Source organism: Calditrichota bacterium (assembly GCA_014359355.1).
Classification (GTDB): domain Bacteria; phylum Zhuqueibacterota; class Zhuqueibacteria; order JANLFK01; family Oleimicrobiaceae; genus Oleimicrobium.
Genome location: JACIZP010000234.1, coordinates 1 through 18,324 on the forward strand (window position 1 = coordinate 1; position 18,324 = coordinate 18,324).

At 62.7% G+C, this 18,324-nt stretch carries 15 protein-coding genes; 3 read left to right on the forward strand and 12 right to left on the reverse strand.

Annotation, left to right across the window (positions count from 1 at the left end; all coding sequences use genetic code 11):
* The coding region (locus H5U38_10505) for a glycoside hydrolase family 3 C-terminal domain-containing protein (protein MBC7187454.1) at nucleotides 1-1,943 on the forward strand (1,943 nt) is incomplete at its 5' end.
* Between the two features lie 329 nt (nucleotides 1,944-2,272).
* Nucleotides 2,273-3,379 carry a TIM barrel protein gene (locus tag H5U38_10510; protein MBC7187455.1) on the forward strand — a complete coding sequence of 369 codons (1,107 nt, stop codon included), beginning with the start codon at nucleotides 2,273-2,275 and terminating at the stop codon, nucleotides 3,377-3,379.
* Nucleotides 3,380-3,547: 168 nt separating this feature from the next.
* On the opposite strand, the gene H5U38_10515 is transcribed toward H5U38_10510, so the two are convergent.
* The 11 genes from H5U38_10515 to H5U38_10565 form a co-directional block, all read right to left on the reverse strand.
* Nucleotides 3,548-4,054: a flavodoxin domain-containing protein gene (locus H5U38_10515; protein MBC7187456.1), complete on the reverse strand. Its 507-nt coding sequence runs from the start codon at nucleotides 4,052-4,054 to the stop codon at nucleotides 3,548-3,550.
* Between the two features lie 141 nt (nucleotides 4,055-4,195).
* Nucleotides 4,196-4,813, reverse strand: coding sequence for a GyrI-like domain-containing protein (locus H5U38_10520; GenBank protein ID MBC7187457.1), 618 nt, complete (start codon nucleotides 4,811-4,813; stop codon nucleotides 4,196-4,198).
* 135 nt (nucleotides 4,814-4,948) lie between these two features.
* Entirely contained in the window at nucleotides 4,949-5,362 is a 414-nt protein-coding gene (locus tag H5U38_10525; GenBank protein MBC7187458.1) for a hypothetical protein, read from the reverse strand.
* A gap of 1,162 nt (nucleotides 5,363-6,524) precedes the next feature.
* On the reverse strand, nucleotides 6,525-7,700 hold the full coding sequence (locus H5U38_10530) for a glycosyltransferase (GenBank protein ID MBC7187459.1): 1,176 nt from the start codon (nucleotides 7,698-7,700) through the stop codon (nucleotides 6,525-6,527).
* Between the two features lie 133 nt (nucleotides 7,701-7,833).
* The gene (locus H5U38_10535) at nucleotides 7,834-9,000 is read right to left on the reverse strand and encodes a methyltransferase domain-containing protein (GenBank protein ID MBC7187460.1); all 1,167 of its coding nucleotides are present in this window, start codon (nucleotides 8,998-9,000) and stop codon (nucleotides 7,834-7,836) included.
* A 203-nt stretch (nucleotides 9,001-9,203) separates the two neighbouring features.
* Nucleotides 9,204-9,746, reverse strand: a complete 543-nt coding sequence (locus H5U38_10540; protein MBC7187461.1) for a hypothetical protein — start codon at nucleotides 9,744-9,746, stop codon at nucleotides 9,204-9,206.
* Between the two features lie 203 nt (nucleotides 9,747-9,949).
* Nucleotides 9,950-11,005 (reverse strand): hypothetical protein, encoded by a 1,056-nt coding sequence (locus H5U38_10545; GenBank protein ID MBC7187462.1) that lies wholly within the window; start codon nucleotides 11,003-11,005, stop codon nucleotides 9,950-9,952.
* Nucleotides 11,002-12,039 carry a hypothetical protein gene (locus H5U38_10550; GenBank protein MBC7187463.1) on the reverse strand — a complete coding sequence of 346 codons (1,038 nt, stop codon included), beginning with the start codon at nucleotides 12,037-12,039 and terminating at the stop codon, nucleotides 11,002-11,004. Before H5U38_10550 ends, H5U38_10545 begins: the two co-directional genes overlap by 4 nt.
* A gap of 22 nt (nucleotides 12,040-12,061) precedes the next feature.
* On the reverse strand, nucleotides 12,062-13,450 hold the full coding sequence (locus tag H5U38_10555; GenBank protein MBC7187464.1) for a sigma-54-dependent Fis family transcriptional regulator: 1,389 nt from the start codon (nucleotides 13,448-13,450) through the stop codon (nucleotides 12,062-12,064).
* A complete protein-coding gene (locus H5U38_10560; protein MBC7187465.1) occupies nucleotides 13,447-14,880 on the reverse strand; it encodes a HAMP domain-containing histidine kinase in 1,434 nt (477 codons plus the stop codon). The genes H5U38_10555 and H5U38_10560 overlap by 4 nt, the downstream gene beginning before the upstream one ends.
* 273 nt (nucleotides 14,881-15,153) lie before the next feature.
* Entirely contained in the window at nucleotides 15,154-16,092 is a 939-nt protein-coding gene (locus H5U38_10565; GenBank protein MBC7187466.1) for a Ppx/GppA family phosphatase, read from the reverse strand.
* A gap of 129 nt (nucleotides 16,093-16,221) precedes the next feature.
* Here H5U38_10565 and H5U38_10570 point away from each other — a divergent pair, with 129 nt between their 5' ends.
* Nucleotides 16,222-17,616: an MBL fold metallo-hydrolase gene (locus H5U38_10570; GenBank protein ID MBC7187467.1), complete on the forward strand. Its 1,395-nt coding sequence runs from the start codon at nucleotides 16,222-16,224 to the stop codon at nucleotides 17,614-17,616.
* Nucleotides 17,617-17,627: 11 nt separating this feature from the next.
* Here the strand turns inward: H5U38_10570 and H5U38_10575 are convergent.
* Nucleotides 17,628-18,324, reverse strand: a 697-nt coding sequence (locus H5U38_10575) for a DUF4835 family protein (protein ID MBC7187468.1), incomplete at its 5' end; no start/stop codon positions are given.

Genomic DNA, 18,324 nt, shown 5'->3' on the forward strand with positions numbered 1-18,324 from the left:
AGCGGCTGATGCGGGAGATCTACTTCCCAGGCTTCAAGGCCTGTTTCCAGGAGGGAGGGGCCACCTCGGTGATGGCCGCGTACAACTCCTACGATGGCACCCCGTGCTCAGCAAACCACTGGCTCCTTACCCAGGTGCTGCGCAATGAGTGGGGCTTTACCGGATTTGTGGTATCCGACTATGGCTCCGTGGCCGGGATCCTCGACATGCACCACACGGCGGCCAACGAAAAAGAGGCCGCTGCGCAAGCGCTCAACGCCGGGCTTGACGTCGAGTTGCCCAACGTCTACATCTACGGCGAGCCGTTGCTGCAGGCGGTGCGCGAGGGGTTGGTTTCGGAAGAGACGCTCAACGAGGCGGTCCGGCGCGTGTTGCGGGCCAAGTTCAAACTCGGCTTGTTCGAGAACCCCTTTGCTGATCCCAAAGAGGCAGCCCGGGTGAACGACTGCGCCGAACATCGCGCCTTGGCCTTGGAGGCGGCGCGCAAGGCGATCGTCTTGCTGCGCAACGAGGGGGAGGTATTGCCGCTCAAGAAAGAGACCAAGACCGTGGCAGTCATCGGTCCCTTAGCAAATGAGGTGAAGCTGGGCGGCTATAGCGGCTATGGGATGAAGACCGTTTCAGTTCTGGAAGGAATGAAGAAGGTGCGACCCGACGTCCGCGTGCTCTACGCCCAAGGGTGTGTGCTCACCCATCCAGTGTTGCCGGCGATCCCCAGCGAGTACCTCATTCCCGCAGGCGGCAAGCCGGGGGAAAAAGGGCTGCGCGGTGAATACTTTGCCAACAAGGATTTGGCGGGCAAACCGGCTCTGGTGCGCATCGATCCGGTGCTGCACTTCGACTGGGCAGGCGACGGCCCCGACCCCTCGATGCCCACCGACTGCTTTTCTGCCCGATGGACCGGCAAGCTCATCTCGCCGGTGAGCGGTCCAGTTCGTCTCGGCATCTCCACCGACGATGGCGTGCGCCTCTACCTGGACGGCAAGCTTCTCGTGGACATGTGGGTTGACCGCAGCGTCACCACAGACATTGTCACCGTCACCTTGGAAAAGGGGCGGGCATACGACCTGAAGATCGAGTACTACGAGAACCTGGGTTATGCGTTCGCCAGCCTGGGCTGGGACCTGCAGCCAGAGGAGAACAAACCGCTGGAGGAGGCGGTGGCCGCTGCCAAACAGGCAGAAGTGGCAATCGTGGTGGTGGGCGTAGTTGAAGGGGAAGGCCGCGATCGCGCGAGTCTCGACCTCTCCGCGGAGCAGGAGAGGCTCATCAAGGCGGTGGCTGCCACAGGCACACCCACGGTGGTGGTGCTGCAAACGGGGAGCGCAGTGACCATGCGCAACTGGCTGGACCAGGTGCCCGCAGTGGTCCAGGCGTGGTACGCGGGCGAGGAAGGCGGCACAGCGGTGGCAGAGATGCTGTGGGGCGACATCAACCCCGGCGGCAAATTGCCCATCACCTTCCCGGTATCTGCGGCGCAACTGCCTCTCTACTACAATCCCAAGCCCACCGGGCGCGGCTGGGACTATGTGGACCTGACAGGGAAGCCGCTCTTCCCCTTCGGCCACGGGCTCAGCTACACCACCTTCGCCTACAGCGACCTGCGCATCACCCCGCAGGCCATCGATCCAACTGGCACGGCCACCGTTAGCGTTGACGTGCAGAACGTGGGCAGCCGCGCCGGCGACGAGGTGGTGCAACTCTACATTCACGACGTGGTGGGCAGCGTAGCCCGGCCGGTGAAAGAGCTGAAAGGCTTCCGCCGCATCACGCTCAAACCGGGCGAGAAGACGACCGTCACCTTCCGCCTGGGCCCAGCAGAGCTTTCGATGCTCGATCGGCAGCTGAAGGAGGTAGTGGAGCCTGGCACCTTTGAGGTGATGGTCGGCAGTTCGTCCGAGGACATACGCGTGCGCTCGACCCTGGAGGTGGTAGCGCGGTAGCTGAGGTGCACGCGGACAGGCGACTCCCGTGCACATGGCCCTGGGCGGCACAGCCTGCGCAATGCGCGCACGTTGCCCACGGAGCCACAAGGAGGCATCGCCCCTCCTCGCAATGAGGACAGGGGCCTCGACGTGCCGCGCCCTTCAACGCGGGCGCGGCACGAGAACCCCCGTTTCTGCGCTGTGCTCGGCGCAGGGCTTCCTTTTTGTGTTCTAAGCAACGAACTGCTTAGAGGCAATTGGGCCGAACAGTATGGTGTGAACAACCGCATATGGCGGCGTGAGCCGCGTTCGTTCGCAGAGGAGCAGGTGAAAAGGAGAAGCGTGAGATGAGCTATCGTCTACCCGATATCCGCTTTCAGCGGAAGGCGGTCGATCCCCAAGTAATGCTCGCCAACCTGGCGCAGGATTTGGAGATCAAGCCCTCGGTCGGCATTTGGTACTTCACGCCGGGGGGTGGCCGCTTTCACGAGCGATTTGTGCCGGAGGCTTCCATTCCCCAGCGCATCGAGATGGCTGCAGAGATGGCCAAACTGGGGGTGAAGGGGATTGAGGCGCACTATCCGGCGGAGGTCAACGAGGAAAACGCGCATCTCTACCAGAAATTAGCCAAAGAGACCGGCATTCGCTTGGTAGGGGTGCCATTCTCCCACTTCTACGACAAGATCTTTGAATTCGGCAGCATGTCCAATCCGGATCCGGCCGTGCGCAAGCGGGCGAAAGAGATCGCTGTGGGCGGCCTGAAGCTCGTTAAGGAGCTCGGCGCAGACCTGGCCATCTCGTGGCCCGGCATGGATGGCTATCGCTACCTGCACGGCACGCCCTTCATGCGCATGTGGGACCTCTTTGAGACAACCCTCGCCGAGGCCATGGACGAGGTGCCTGGCGTGCGCGTGGCCATCGAGCCAAAGGGCTACGAGCCCGCACCCAACAACATCTATCGCACCACTGCTGAAGGCATCCTTGCCGCACAACGCATCGAGAAGAAGCTGCGCAACCCGGAGAATCGCCGGCTGCTGGAGCAGGGGCACGCCCTGGTCGGCCTCAATCCCGAGGTGGGGCATGTGAAGATGAGCTTCGAGATCCTGCCTGCCGCCTACTCGCTGGTGGCCATGGAGGGGCGTTTGGCGCACACCCACTGGAACAGCCAGCCCGACGGCAACTACGACCAGGACAACAACATCGGCGTGGTCAATCCACACGAGACTGAGGCGCTGCTGTACGCCCTCTGGGCCATCGGCTACAACGGCTACTTTGGCATCGACATCAACCCGGAGAACATGCCGGTACACAAGGCGGTAGAGCTCAACATCAAGGCGTTGGAGAAGATGAAGGAGCGCGTGGCGAGGCTGCCGCACGAACGCATCATGGAGTGCCACCTCAATCCGGCCAAACATCGCGGCGAATTGGAGGAGATTCTCATCGCCAACTGGTGATGTGCTTTTCGGGCGCTGGGGCCTGTTCGTGGCCCCAGCGCGCTTTCACCTGCGCGGCGGACTTGCAGAGAACACACCCTGCACGGCCGGGGGCAGCCTGTCCTGGGGGCCCAGCTCTCGCAGAGGGCCAAGGCGCCCCAGGCCATTGTGCCGAGGCCCGAAGGCGTGCTACTTTTCTTTGAGCGTTGCGGCTATGCCCCTGGCCCACGCTTCGATTGCGTCCCAGTCGCGAAAATCGCCGACCTGCGCCTTCATGAGGCGGAGGATGAGGCGCTCAAACCGGTTGAGCTTGCTGGCATCCAGGGCGCCGCGAAAGACGGCGATATCCCGCGGCGCCAGGCGCTGCACGGCCGCCTCCAACGCCTTGGGGATGCGCCAGCCGCGCAGGAGGGTTACTGCATCGCCTCTGCCTAAGGGGCCACTGGAAAAGATCCAGACCGGCAGTGCGCTGAGCTCACGCTCGTGCTTCTGCAGCAAGGCACCGGCCTCCTTGCGCCACTGTCCAGCGTAGACGGCGCTGCCGATGACCGCCGCGCCGTAGGAGCTCAAGTCGCCAGCCTCACCTGCCGCGCGCACGTCGGCCTGCACCCCAGCCTCCCGTAACACCTGCCCGACCCTCTCGGCGATCTCTTTGGTCGCCCCGTACTTGCTCCCGTACGCCACAAGCACTCGCATAGGTTCATCTCCTCAGCAACGATATGGCTGGTTGGCCGGTCTTGAGTTGATCACGCTGTACCTTTGCGCCTACCTCGCGGGGCAACCGGCGCCGTCTCTGTACCAAAGACGATCCTGGCTTCATGGCGAAACGCCTGCGCCTCATGTCCTGAGAGGCCCGCCCATGGGTTGGCGCAGCACCGTCTTCAGCCTCTCCGGCGCGCTCCTTTGCGGGTCACTGAGGTAGATTTCGTGATGTTTCCCCCGCAGCTCATGGCCGCTTTCTCTGATAAAGTCATGCAGCTTAGCTATCGTCGGCCCTTCTGCATCGTACGGGCCAAGGTGCATGATCTGGGCAGCCAAACCCTCATGATAGCACTCGAACCGCACCTGGTCCAAGGCGGTCAGGCCTTTCTTTTCCTTGACTACGCGGAGTGCTTCGGCCACCATGTCGGGGGTGACCCATTCTGGCTGCATGATCATCGCCGTCCACTGCCAAAGACTCTTATTGCTCCACTGGGTGGGATCGTCTGTCCACCACAGGCCTTCCAAGGGCATCACCCCGTAGTCAACACCTTTGCCTTTTTTGGCCATGAACTTAAGGGTGTAGGAGAGTGAGAAGAGCGCTTCGATGGCCTGGTGGTATGCAGGCGAGAGGTTGGGGTCGCCGGCGCCATCAATCATCAAGAAGTTGAGCGGAGGGACATCGACGATGGCCACTTTGTGCGGCGAGGGATTGTACAGGTGCGCGAGCTCTCTTTTTAGGTCAATTTTGCGCATGGCGGTACTCCTCATGTCTGGGCACATCTCGAAGCGTCCAACGCCAGTCACCGAACGCACGGCCCGGTGGCCGCCCACCTCCGCGTGCAGCGCGTCCGAGAGCGAGCCGAGGACGCGCGAACGGTACCCGCAAGTTCAAGCCCGACCGCGGCCGAGCTGCCCTGCGACCCATCCTCCGCCCACTGCCAAAGCAATCGCTACCGCCGTCCACAGGTCCGGACCCATCAACAGATCGCTGATCAGCCCAACGAGGGCGGTCAGAACGCCAACGGCCACGCCATTTTTCACTGCGGCTGGTCTCCCTTTGCGCGCCGCAAGAAGGCCCCCGAGGAGCGCGCCAATGCCCATCAAGACGGAAGCCAGCACAGGAGACGTCCTGGCGGCGAACTGGTTGATCATCTGCTGGTCCGGCGCTCCCCTGACTTGGAACGCCAAGTGAAAGGCATACCCCGTGACCGCGGCAAACACGCCGAAAATGGCAATTCCCACGGCGATGACTGCCCCCAGCAGCACCCAACCCCACTTAATTCCCGAGAGTTGCCGTGACATGTTCAGCCCTCCTCACCAAACGTGCGCTGCCTATTGCCCCTTTCGCGGCCTCAAACCCGACTTTCCGCTGGCAAATCAACACCCCCGCCTTGAGGGATGTTCCTCGGAATCTGCCCGCGGCGGCTGAGGGTCCATTTTCCCGGAGAAGCTCAGGAACCTCCCCTCTGGCGGGCAAGCCTCGAGGGGAGAAGACCCTGCTCGACAAAAAAGGTCTGCGGGCTCGGCTTCTTGTAACCATCTCGCACCCTCAGGCCGCCCCAGGGAGGCGGCCGCGCTTCCTTGACCCGGCGGGCGCCCCCTTGTAGTCGCCGATCAGGATGGCCCGCCCGAACCTGCCTCGGTTGTTTGGATTTCCCCACACAACAAGGTGGTCCATAGTCGGTCCGTGTGCGCTCATTGCAGGCCAGTTCGCTCACGACCTTTGTGCCCCGCATGTGGAAGAGGCCCACTAGCCAGTAGGCGGGCCCCGCCCCGAGGCCGCCTTACATTGGGCGAAAGGGTGCATCGAAGGCTATGAAATCCCTGGCACGGAGCTGCTCTACCACCCTCCCCCCGGACCACGGCCTGCCCAGTCCGGCACGGAATGGCTCGCCGTAGGTCAGTATTGAGAAGTCAGGGGCCCCGTGAACTTTTCTCGGGGGAGATAGATGAGCTGGCAGGTCGCAGCCCATCCCTCTCGCCGGCGCCTCCAACGTCTCTTAACCTAGGAGCGCGCTCATGTGGCCGTAGTGGTCCTGATTGTCCGGGGTTGGCTCATAAGCATAGTGCCAGCAACCTGGGTCCACGGGAGCATTCCACGAGGCGCCTTTCGGCGTCTGGTCACAGCCGACTCGCAACTGGAGGCCTTTCATGCTTGCTCGGTGAAGCCCATCCCAAGCCCCTGACGACCACTGTAGAGTGATGGTCGGCAGCTCCGTGGCATTGGCTGGTCCGGCTGCTTGACCGACCACACCGAGAGCCGATATGCACCCACTGTGCGATTAGGCGATTCACCCGAGCATGATGCCGATGACACGGCCGAGTCCCAGGCCGTCTTTGTTGGGCTGCACGCTCTGTCGAGTTGGCTTGCAGCTGGCCAGGGAAAACACCTCGATCACATACGGCTCCTGCCTCTGAGCTGCCCTTTCGCGTAGCTCTCGTGAGCTTCGCCTCCGCGGGCGGCTCAATGCTCCGTACTGCCGCAGCGCACCCGGTATACTCTTCCTTTCCAGGCAACCCCCGCGCGCAGACAGTGCCACACGGAGTGAGCCATCATGAAGGTGGCCAGGAGGACGGTTACAGGGTAGAGGAGAGCCACCCTTCGAGGCAGGCGGAAGCGCGCGGCGACGGTGTACCAGAGGGCACAGTTGACCACCAGCTGAATGATAGTAGGCATTGCTGCTTCCTGGTGCGTCTCTCCTTGCCACAACCAATGCAGCACAAGCGCGACTGGCCTCAGGAACAAGAGGGCAAAACACCCCGTCACCGCGATGCTCAGCCACAATCGATAGCGCAGTGCGGGGAATGCGCTCTTGGCCAGACCGCGCCAAGATTCGCGAAATCCTCGATAGAAGTGCACATTAACAAAGTCGGAACCGTTGGCCACGGTGATTCGGCCACCGGTCTGGCGCACCCGGCGCGCTAGCATGACATCCTCTGCCACTTCACCGCGCACCGCGCGGTGCCCGCCCACGCGCTCATACGCTGTGCGGCGGAAGAGCATGAATGGGCCCACGGCCATTGCCAAACCGCTCAGCCTCAGGCGCTCCCCCAGCGCTAGGGGAAGGAGCGCCACAAGCCCAAAGGGGATGATGGGGAGAAGCAGCGCCTCGCCGAAGCTATGCATGACCGTATGAGGAATGATGGTGAGCAGGTCAGAACCGTTCTGCTGGGCGGTCTGCACGCTCCACTTCAGGCTGCTGGGTTGATGTTCCGTGTCGGCGTCGGTGAACAGCAACCACTCTCCGCGCGCCTCCCTGGCCAACAGATGGCACGCAAAGTTCTTGCCCGTCCATCCTTGCGGCAGAGGCAGGCCACGGATCGGTCTGACTCTCTTGTCTGTGGCAGCCACCGCCTCGACAATGGCGGCTGTGCCATCGGTTGAGCCGTCATCCAGCACCAGCACTTCGAGCGCAGGGTAATCCTGGGCCAGGATCGATTCCAGACAGCGCCTGATATTTCGCGCCTCATTGCGGGCCGGAATCAGCACAGAAACGGAGGGCAGAAGGCCCCCTGCGCACGGCGGCGCGGCACGGTGCAGTGCCCACAGATTGGCGAGCAGATTGATGACCAACAACCCCACCGCAGCGCAGGCAATGGCGTCAAAGTCCACTTCCAACAGACCGCATGTCTGAGCCATCGCGCAACCTCTCGAACGGAGCGCTCTCCCCCTGCGAACGCAATCGGCTCCAGGAGATGCCCCGCCGCCTCTCTTGCATTTCGCCTGCGGCATTGTTCGCGGCAGTGGGCAGACGGAGCCCTTTGCCTGCGGATCAGGCTATTTCCCTTTTTCCAACCAGGCCCACACCGAACAGCCTCCTGCCGAAGAGCCGGCGGTATGCTGCCGGGGACTGCACGCCGATGAGCTCGTACCCCGCCTCCTCAAACCATTCCACCGCTTCGTTGTAGCCGTGGCGGTGGGCGTAACGGGGCGACAGCCAATCGTGGAGGCTGTGTCTGGTGTGTCGCAGGGTCCATGCTTCCTTATGGCGCATCCGCTTGCGGAAGACCGGGTGGACCGCCCACGCGAGCGCAAACAGCAACGCCAGCCTGCACCAGCCAGGAAGTCGACTTATGACCGGCCGCAGAAGGCGCTCCGCGTGGTGCTTCACCCGAGCAAGGCATCCCCGTTTTCCCTTGGGCACCAGATGGTCCTCGAGGCCATAAACCCACACGAAGAGGTAGCCGCCGTTGCGCACGTACCTCGAGATGGAGTCGAAGGCCGCTCTGGTTGAAAACGTATGGTGGAGGACGCCCTGACAATACACCAGGTCAAAGGAGCCTTCCCGGAAAGGGAGGTCAAAGAGCGAAGCTACCAGCAGGTGGATCTGATTCTCGGTGACAAAAGCCGGCCCACTTTTCAGCAAGGCAAAGTTCAGGTCGACAGCGAAGACCTCGGCGCGTTTCAGAAGTCGCCGCAGGGCTAATGCTTCCATGCCCACACCGCAGCCGGCGTCCAACACGATGTGCATCGCCTCCAAGGGGCTGATATCTTTCAACCACACCTCGCGATTCAGCGCGACCAAGTCGTCCAGCGTGTAGGTAAAGGAAAGGCTGTCGCGACCGATGTCTGCCAATTGCCACTCCGCGGTGAAGGCATCCTGGATGTGGCGCTCCCCGGGACGGGGCAGGTGCGCGGGTGGGCTGTAACCCTGGAGCCGCTCCATCTGTTCGGCAAATTGCCTGCAGAAAGCATCGTGGAAGCGAGTACGAAAAAGCAAAAGCACAGGAACAAAGAAATAGACCGGGAACCACGCCTTGCAGGCCTCGCACAGAAGCGCGCCATTCTCCAGCACGTCTCCGCGCCTGAACGCGCCGGATTCCCCGACGTGGTCGCCGCGATCGGTCCGCAAAGGCAGAACCCTATCGTTAAATGGTACCGCCGACAGTGCTCCCTTGCACCCGGGGCAACATATTGTCTTCAGAATCCTCAAGTCCATGGATGCTCAGCCCTTTTCAAGCCGTTGTAAATGCAGTGGCCCTTGAGTTCACCTGGCACCGACCTGACGCAGTTAGCACGCTCCCGTACCCTCGGCGACATGTTGGCCACCCCTCGCAGACCGAGGTGCCCACCCTCGGCCAGATAGCCCCCGCTTCGTTCTCCTCCCTAGCTCAGCGCTGCATCCCCATGGCCTCCTTGCTCCTACCGCCCAGACTTTCTGGCTCCCGCTGCGGGCTGGCCCCCGGCAGTCGGGCCCCCAAAACGGAACGCGTCAATTCTCTCTCTGCAGATGGAATAGACCTCCATCCGGTTGGCGCGCGCCGGGAGGTAAAGAGCCCGGCGCAGAGCCTGCCGAGGTACCAGGCGCACACCGTTCTCGTCGTACGCGCATCCGCCAAACTGCCGCCAGAGGGCGTACGCTCCCCTCTCATTGGATTTACCCTCAGAAAGCTGCACCAACACCCCCTGCTCGAAGAGGGTGAAAACCCGATTGCGTCGCGCACGCGCCAGGTAGGCAAAAATCGCCGGGAGCAAGAGAAGCACGATCGTCTGCATCGTGCCACCGAGCCGCCGCAGCCAAGGGAGAAAGTGACCGCCGTAGGCGATGCCCATGAGGAGCAGTGCCACCACTATCCCGAGGGCCAAGGTCAGCGCCTTCTGCTTGGCTGCTGGTTGATACACCCAGGACGTCAACGAGCGCCCCAAGTCGCGTCCATCGTATGCGCGAGTGGAAGAAAAAAGCATGACTCATGTCTCCATTTTGCCCGACTATCCTGGCGAAGCTCGACACTCGCTCCCGCTCCCCCTCGCTACAGTGCCAAAATACACAACTGGGCCGAGAAAATCAAGCTGAAAGCGCGGGCACGGGACAGCCATCATTTTCCACCTGGAGTGCACCCCAGCTGGTGCAAGTCCGCCGCCGGAGCGAGGTCACCACTCGACGAAGCTCAGAAGCGCCGCTCAAGCGAGAGACTCGCGGTCGACTTCCTGTAGTACCAGCCTCGCACGAGTGACTCGTTGTCGTACCAGGCGAGCCGCAAAATCGCTGTCATGCGGTCTGACAGAGGCCGGGAGAGGTCAACGATTAGCACGTTGCTCTGCTCCCGCTCCGTGTCCAGGCCCATTGGCACCACGGGCCTCACCTCCTCGGCATAGCGTTTCCGCTGCAGCACGCCATAGAGACGGAGAAGCAGGGCCTCGGGCAGGCGTACGCCCCCCAAGAACGACACCTTGTGCCGCAAGAAACCGTAGCCGTAGGAGTTGGAGCTGGTGCGTTCCAAGAGGTAGGCAACGGCCCACTGTCCCTTGCGGTGCACCTCGAGGCGTGCGCCGCCCTGAATGCAGCGATCTCGCTGCCGGTCGGGGAGTGCGCTCCATCGGTCCGTAGCCCGATCATAGCTGTAGGCCGGCCTGTCCAGGGACCACTGGTGCTCACTCATCGTCGCGGCTACTCTCAGCCACTCAGCGAGCGGCCGGCTGAGCACAAGCTCGGCACCCCAGCCCTGCGAGTCGTACTCGGAGGAGCCGCTGTAGTCCAAGGATTCGCAAGAAAGGGAGGCGGTCAGAGAGGTTTCGAGCGGAAGCCGTGTCTTTGCATACCCCGTCAACGTGGAAACCAGGTAGGTCAGGCCGCCGTTGAGAAAAGTCTTGAGCCTGAGCGAGCCACGCCCGCCCAACGACCAGCGCTGGCCGGCGAACCAGCTACCGCCTGCCGTCAGCTCGCCCACGGCCTTGTTTTCTTCGGGGTGCTGCCAGTACCCCTGGTACCCCAACTCCAGGGAAAAATCCCCTGCCATCCTCCGGCCCTGCCCTTGGGCACGGCAATCGAGCAGAAGGCGCAACGACGGCGCCCCCTGCGGCTGCGCGGGCGACTCTTTGATATTGTTGTCCTCCTCCAGCGCAAGTTGCAACCTGGTACTGCTCAGCCACAACGGCTGTTGTGCCAAGTTCACGCCAGCCGCGCAACCGATGAGCAGCGCGATGCACAGGCGGTGTAGGTTCATCGGGGGGATGGGGCTCGCTGGGCGCGCAGCGCCTCGGCTCTCTTGGTCAACTCGTGCGCGCGGGCGGCAAGCGTGTCTGCTAAGGCCAGCAGGTGTCCCTTCTGTGCCTCCAGCTCCCGCATAAAGATCCTTGCCTCAGCCGTGGACAGCTGCGAAGGATCTGTGGACCACAGTCTGCCTGCAGGGGCCACCACCCCTGAGCTGCTTGCAGCGCCTGCGGCCGCGTAATCGGTCGCTCCACGGCCAGGCCCCGTCTCAAGCGCGGCTCTGCTGCCACCTTGGGCCATGGGCCTTGCCGTCTCATCGCGTTGATCGAAGAGTGCCACTTCGCTCACCAGCTCATTGAGCCGCTCCCGGAGCGTCACTTCCTCGCGCAGCTGTTTGAGCCGTTTGTCGGCACTGGACGCCTCTTGGCGCAGTCGCGCCGCGCGGTCGAGCAGCAGGGCCGCCTTGTCCTCGAGGCGGCGATGGTCGTCCTCCGGGCTCAGCGCCCAGCGGGGGATACTGTCCACCACGGCAGGCACCACGGCAATGCGGCCGGCTACTTCTGCGCGCTTGCGCCGGAGCAATGCCAAGGCCCGCACCTTCTCTTGCCACGCGGCATGGGACACACGACCGGCGCCCTCCTCTAAGCTTTCCGCCAAGCGGGTGACCTCTGCGTCGTAGTGCCGCCACAAGGTAACCAGCGTCGTGTCGAGCGCGGCCTGCAGCTCCTGCTGCTGGCGCTCCAAGCTCTCGGTTTCCTCTGCCAGAGCCTGGAGCTCCCTGAGCGCCCGCTCGAGGCGGTACCTCTGCACAAAGTTCTGTGGCTCTGCCTTCAGGCGATTGACTCTCTGTGCCGCCTTGTCAAAGCGGGCGGCCGCTTTCGCGCGCTCCTTGTCGACCATGACCAGGCGCTGCTCGTAGCGGCGGGCCAGTGCCTCGAGGCTGTCAGCCCTTGTTTGCGCCAGCGCCGCAGCCCCTCCAAGAGCCCCAAACGCTATCACTGCGCCAAGGAGGAACATGGAGATTTTGTGAAGCACATGGACTTTCAACTTGTCCTCCCGCGTGTCCATTTCACTGGTTCTTGGGCAGCAGCCCGTATTTGGCCAACTTGTAATACAGGGCACTGGGCTTCAGGCCCAGCAGCCGGGCCGCTTCGGTCTTGACCCCGCCGGCCATAGCCAGCGCTCGCTCCAGGTAGGTGCGCTCGATGCGCTCCAGCACCGGCTCCAACTCCAGGCCGCCCTCCGCATTTAGCTCCGCCACGGCCCCCTCAGGCCCACTGAGCGGCGGCAGGTCGGCGACGGTAATCGTGTCCCTCTCGGCCAGCACCGCCGCTCGCTCCAAGACATTCTCCAATTCGCGCACATTACCTGGCCAATGATAGCGGCACAGCTGCGCCATGGCCGCCTCGTCCAAGCTGAGGCCAGGTTTGCCCAGCTCTTTGGCCAGCCGGCCAAGGAAATGGCAGGCAAGAGCCGGGACGTCCTCCAGCCGCGCGCGCAGTGGGGGCAGGTAGATGGGAACTATGTGCAGCCGGTAGTACAGGTCTTCGCGGAATTTTCCCTCCCTCACCAGCTGCGCCAGGTCGCGATTGGTGGCGGCGATGATGCGCACGTCCACCGCGAGCGTCTCCTCGCCGCCCACGCGTTCAAACTCCTTCTCCTGCAGCACGCGCAGCAGTTTCAATTGCGTTGCCTGGGGGATGTCGCCCACTTCATCCAAGAAGATAGAGCCGGTGTGCGCCAGCTCAAAACGGCCTCGCTTGCGGCGCAGCGCCCCGGTGAAGGCGCCGCGCTCGTGTCCGAACAGCTCTGATTCCAGCACTCCTTCTGCCAAGGCGCCGCAATGCACGCGCACGAAGGGTCGGTCCCGCCGCCGGCTGGCGCGGTGAATGGCGCGCGCAATGAGCTCCTTGCCGGTGCCGCTCTCACCGTAGATGAGCACGGTTGCGTCGGTAGGCGCGACCTTCTCCACCGTGGCGTATACCTCTTTCATTTTCGCCGACTCGCCAATGATCTCCCCGAAGTTGAGCCGCCCCTCCAGCTCTTGGCGCAAGTAGAGGTTCTCGGCGGAAACGCGTTCCAGCTCGCGTCGCTCTTCCAGGCGCTGCAAGGTCTTCTCGACCTTCACCCGGAGCTCTTCGTGGGAGAAGGGCTTGGTGATAAAGTCCGCCGCTCCCTCCTGCATCGCCTGCACTGCCAGGCCAATCGTGCCATACGCCGTAATGACGATGACCTCACTCGCGGGGGCGTGGCGCTTTACCTGCCGCAGGACTTCGATGCCGTCCAGTCCTGGCAGGCGGTAATCGGTAATCACCAGGTCACAGGGCTGAGCCAAGGCCATTTCTACCCCCTTCTGGCCGTCCTCCGCTTCCAGGACCTGATGCCCCATCTTGGCGAGCACCTGGGCTATGCCTTCGCGCATGGTCTGGTTATCTTCGACCACCAAGATGCGACTCACTGTGCTTCACCCTCGTCTGCTTTGGGGAACCTCAGGACGAACACGGTGCCTGAGCTGTCGCTGTGCCGCAGGGCGATGCTCCCCTGGTTTGCCTGGCACAGGCTGCGGGCGATGGCCAGTCCTAGGCCTGTTCCGGTCTTGCGGGTGGTGAAGAATGGCTCAAACAGGTGCCCCTGCGCATCCGGCGGAATGCCACACCCTGTGTCGGCGAAGAGCACCTCCACCTGCCGGCCCACCGTCCGGGCAGTCACCCGAATGACTCCTGGGCCAAACATAGCCTGCACGGAGTTACGGGCCAGGTTCAAGAAGATCTGCTGGGCATGCTGGGGATCGACAAAGATCGTCAGCCCGTCCGTGTGCCAGGTAAAGTCCGTCCCCTTGGCGCTGAGCTCCTCGGCGAGCAGGCTGCGCACTTCGTTGAGAATCTCTTCCAGGGGGCATGGTCTCCTCTGCGGCGACGGAGGCCGCGCATAGTCGAGAAAGTCGTTGACGATGGCCTTGAGGTGCTGCACCTCTCGGACGATCCTGGCCGCTCGCGCCTCCTGTTCGCCACCACGCAGTTCCTCTGCCAAGAGGCCAGCAAAAAGCTCGATGCCGCCTAAGGGATTGCGCAACTCGTGAGCAATGCCGGCCAGCATCGTCTTCAGGCGCGTGTCGCGTTCCACCACGTTGCGCCGCATCTCCTCCATGGTCTGCGCCAAGAACCCAATTTCGTCATGCCCGCCCAGAGGAACAGGCACCTGGTAATCGCCTCGGCCGATAGTCTCGGCAGCCTTGCGCAAGCGCGCCAGCGGCCCGGTGATCTGCCGAGCTAAAGCCACTCCCAACAGGAGAGCGACGAGCGCTCCCACTACACCCAACCGCAGCAAGTAAGACCGCAGGCGCACGATGGCCTGCAGGCTCTGCGCGCTGCCCTCCACCGCCACGACCGCTCGCGGTTTGTCCCCCAGGCGCAGAGGCGCGTAGGCCGACTTGTACAGGCGACCATCCACGCCACGGAAGAGCACCGAGCTGGCCGGTGTGCCCGTCAGGGCGCGGCTAATCTCCGCCCGGTCCATCTCTAAGCGCCGCCATCTTTGTCCTATGGACACGGAGCTGTCTGCGCCGGCGAGAATGGCCAGGTGAGCATCCACGGCATACAGCCGTTCCATGCCCATGGCACGGCGAAGCTCGTCCAGTTGCCCCCGCAGGTGGCGGTAGGTCCGCGTCTGCTCATCCCCGGGGCGCAGGGCGAGTACCAGTTCTGCATCCAACTGCGCAGCCGCGGCAGATGCGGCAACCGTCAGTTTCTCACCGAGCTCCGCCTCAAGTAAGTCGCGCACGCGCCATTCGAGCAACACGCCGACGAGCGCAAGCACAGCCACCATCAGCACCACCATCGCTGCCGCCAACCGGAAGCGGATCGATTGTCGCACAAAGCCGTGCTTCACCTGTCTTGCTCTCCTGGCAATCCCCGTGCCATCGTGCTCTGCAGCCGCAGGCGGGGCATGAGCATCTATTTCGCTCGGCATCTCGCTTGAGCGCTGTTTGTCGCAGCGAATGCCGTTATTTTCCCGACACACGGGCACGAAAGCACCGGCTTAGACAGGCTTCCTGCCCAATCTGCCCTCGCTCCGCCTCTCTCCTCGGCCAATGCATCAGAATTCTGAGGTTAGCACTCAGAAAACTGTGGCTCAGCCTATGTGCTGGGGCACGCCATTCCCTTATGCGCCCCTCGCCGGCAAGCCGCTCTCGGCCAGCAACAGGCCGTGGCGCAATCCACGCGTGCTCACCCGCAGCTCGGCAAAATCCAGCGCACTCATCACCGCCTCAAAGATGGCCGCGCCAGCGACGATGACCGGCGCGCGAGCTGGGGCCAGCCCAACCACCCGCGCTCGGGCGCTCTGCGGCAATTCCTGGAGCTGCTGTCGCAGCGTTTGCACCCGCTCGATGCTCAGCACATGCCCCTCGATGCGCGCGGCTTCGTAGGAGCCGAGCCGTTGGTCGATGGCGGCTAACGTGGTGATGGTGCCGCCGACGCCCACCAGCTCTTCGCTCTCCTGACGGCTGCCGATACCGGCTTCAAGCACCTCTTGCCGCACACACTCCATGAGCGCCACCACTTGGCAGGAGCGCGGCGGGTCATCAGCCAGGAAGCGCTCGGTCAGTCGCACGTGCCCAATCTTGAGGCTCCGCTTGCTCAAAATTCTCCTCCCACGCCCCTGGATGAACTCCGTGCTCCCTCCGCCAACGTCCACCACGCGCAGAAGTTTGTCACCCGGCGGACGCCCGCTCGCCACCCCGAGGAACGTGAGCTCCGCCTCCTCGTCGCCAGACAGGACCCGCGGCGCCAACCCTGTGCTCCTCTCCAGCTCGGCTGCCAACTCTGCGCCATTTGGCGCCTCGCGCGCCGCACTGGTAGCAACAAGGTGGATTTCTTCGGCACCCATCTCCCTTGCCTTTGTCACGAAGCCGCAAACAGCCGTCACCGTCTCCTCAATCGCCCTCGGCTGGAGCGCGCCGGCATGCTGCAAGCCGCGTCCCAGGCGCGTGATGCACTCGCCCTCAGCGAGCACGCGGCGAATGTCGCCTTCGGCAACCTCAGCTACGAGCAAGAGGACCGAGTTGGTGCCGATGTCTATTGCCGCTGCGATCTTGCCCATGGAGTTACGGTCTCCCACCGTGAAGGATGTTAGGAAATTCGCCGCACACTATCAAGAGAAAAAAAGGCTTGACTATGCCGCAGAAAATAGCTAAGTTGGAGAGCAAAAAAGGTGAAGCGGAGGTGTGTCGTGGATATTGCATTCCTGGGAGCAGCGCGGTCAGTTACTGGGTCTAAGCACCTACTTTCGGTCAATGATAAGCTTATCCTGCTCGATTGTGGGCTGGTGCAAGGTCACCGCGAGGAGGCGGACCACCAGAACCGCCACTTGCCGTTTGACCCAGCCAGTCTGGATTGCGTCGTCTTGTCGCACGCCCACATCGACCATAGCGGCAATCTACCTCGCCTGATTGCCCAAGGCTTCGAGGGGCCTATCTACTGCACCCCTGCCACGCGCGACCTGTGCAGCATCATGCTACCGGATTCGGCGCACATTCAAGAAAAAGACGTCGAGTACGTCAACAAGCGGCACAAGCGCAAGGGGCTCCCTCCAGTGCGCCCCTTGTACACCCCTGAAGAGGCCATTGCCGTGTTGGGCCACATGGTCTCCCTCAGCTACGACCGCCCCACGGCCATCGCGCCGGGAGTGCAGTTGCGCTTCGTGGATGCCGGGCACATCCTCGGCTCGGCCATCACTCTTTTGGATATTGCGGAGAACGGCCGCCGGGTGCGGTTGGCGTACACGGGGGACTTGGGGCGGCCGAACATGCCTCTGCTGCGCGATCCGCAACAGATTCGCGATGTCGATGTCCTCATCACCGAAAGCACCTACGGCAACCGCCTACACGAGGAGCTCGCCGAGATACCCCAGCGCCTCGCGGACATCGTCAACCGTACCTACGAGCGCCAGGGCAAAATTATTATCCCAGCCTTCTCTGTAGAAAGGACGCAGGAAGTCGTCTACTACCTCAATCAGCTCTGGCGAGAGCATAGAATCCCTGACCTGCCGGTGTTCGTGGACAGCCCCCTGTCGACCAACGCCACGGCCATCTTCCGCATGCACCCTGAGTGCTTTGACCGGGAAACCTACCAATTCATGCAGGAGCACGAAGACCCGTTCGGGTTTGACCAGCTGCACTACGTGCGCGACGTGCAAGAGTCCAAGAAGTTGAACACCCTCAACGAGCCCTGCATCATCATCTCCGCCTCAGGCATGTGTGAGAGCGGCCGGATCTTGCACCACCTCGTGAACAACATCGAGAACCCGGCCAACACCATACTCATCGTGGGCTACATGGCGGAAAACACGTTGGGGCGACGCCTTGTGGAGCGGCACGAATGGGTGAAAATCTTCGGCGAGCCGTATCGTCTACGCGCCGAGGTGGCGATTTTGAACGCCTTCAGTGCCCATGCCGATCGCCAGGAGCTCCTGGCCTACCTTCGCGCCATGAATGTGGAGCGCCTAAAGCACGTGTTTGTCGTGCACGGCGAGCCTTCCCAGGCCGAGCCTCTAGCCGAGGCGTTGCGCACCATGGTGCAGTGCGAGGTGCGAATCCCAGAGCTCGGGGATGCGGTGCGCGTTTAGCGGGGATTGGGCTATTCGGGAGCCACTTTGTAGATCTTTGCCGTGGCAGAGTCGACCTTGGCCAGATGCTCCAGCACTCCGGCATCCGGAGTATTGGCAAAGACGGCGATGAGTTCCCGCCGGTGGGCATCAAGAAACTTGGTGGCGTGGTCGTTCTTGGGGTCATCAGTCAGGATCTTGACCAGAAGGTTCACGGCCTCAGCGCAGTACTTGCGCGCCTGGGTGTCGTCTTCGCCCACCAGTGAGAGGCCGTAGAAGTAGTAGTCGACCATCTCTCGGAAGGGACGGTGGGCATCGCTCAGCAGCTGTTTGATGAGCTTCTCGCGGAGGTCCCAGCCTTCCACGAAGCGGCCAAGGCCATAGCGGGCATGCTGGGCAATGTCCCGCGCCTTCTCGTAGAAGGGCGTGCCCTCCAAGGTGCCGCGCTTGTCAAATTCGCCGCCGAGGATGAGGTAGACGTAGAAATCGATGAGATTGGTGAGGGGCAGTTGCTCTGGGTCATTGACCGTAATCTGCTCGCCGTGAGTGTATTTGAATCGGCAGCGCTTGTCAAAGTACTGCAGATCTTCGCCGTTGGACACCAGGAGGTTAACGCTGTACCGCTCCTCTGAACTGGTGCTGTTGTCTTGCAGGAGGAATTCCATGTAGACATGGATTTCCCCGCCGTAGTTCTTATCATGCCAATCCCGCGCGCGGATATAGTTCTCC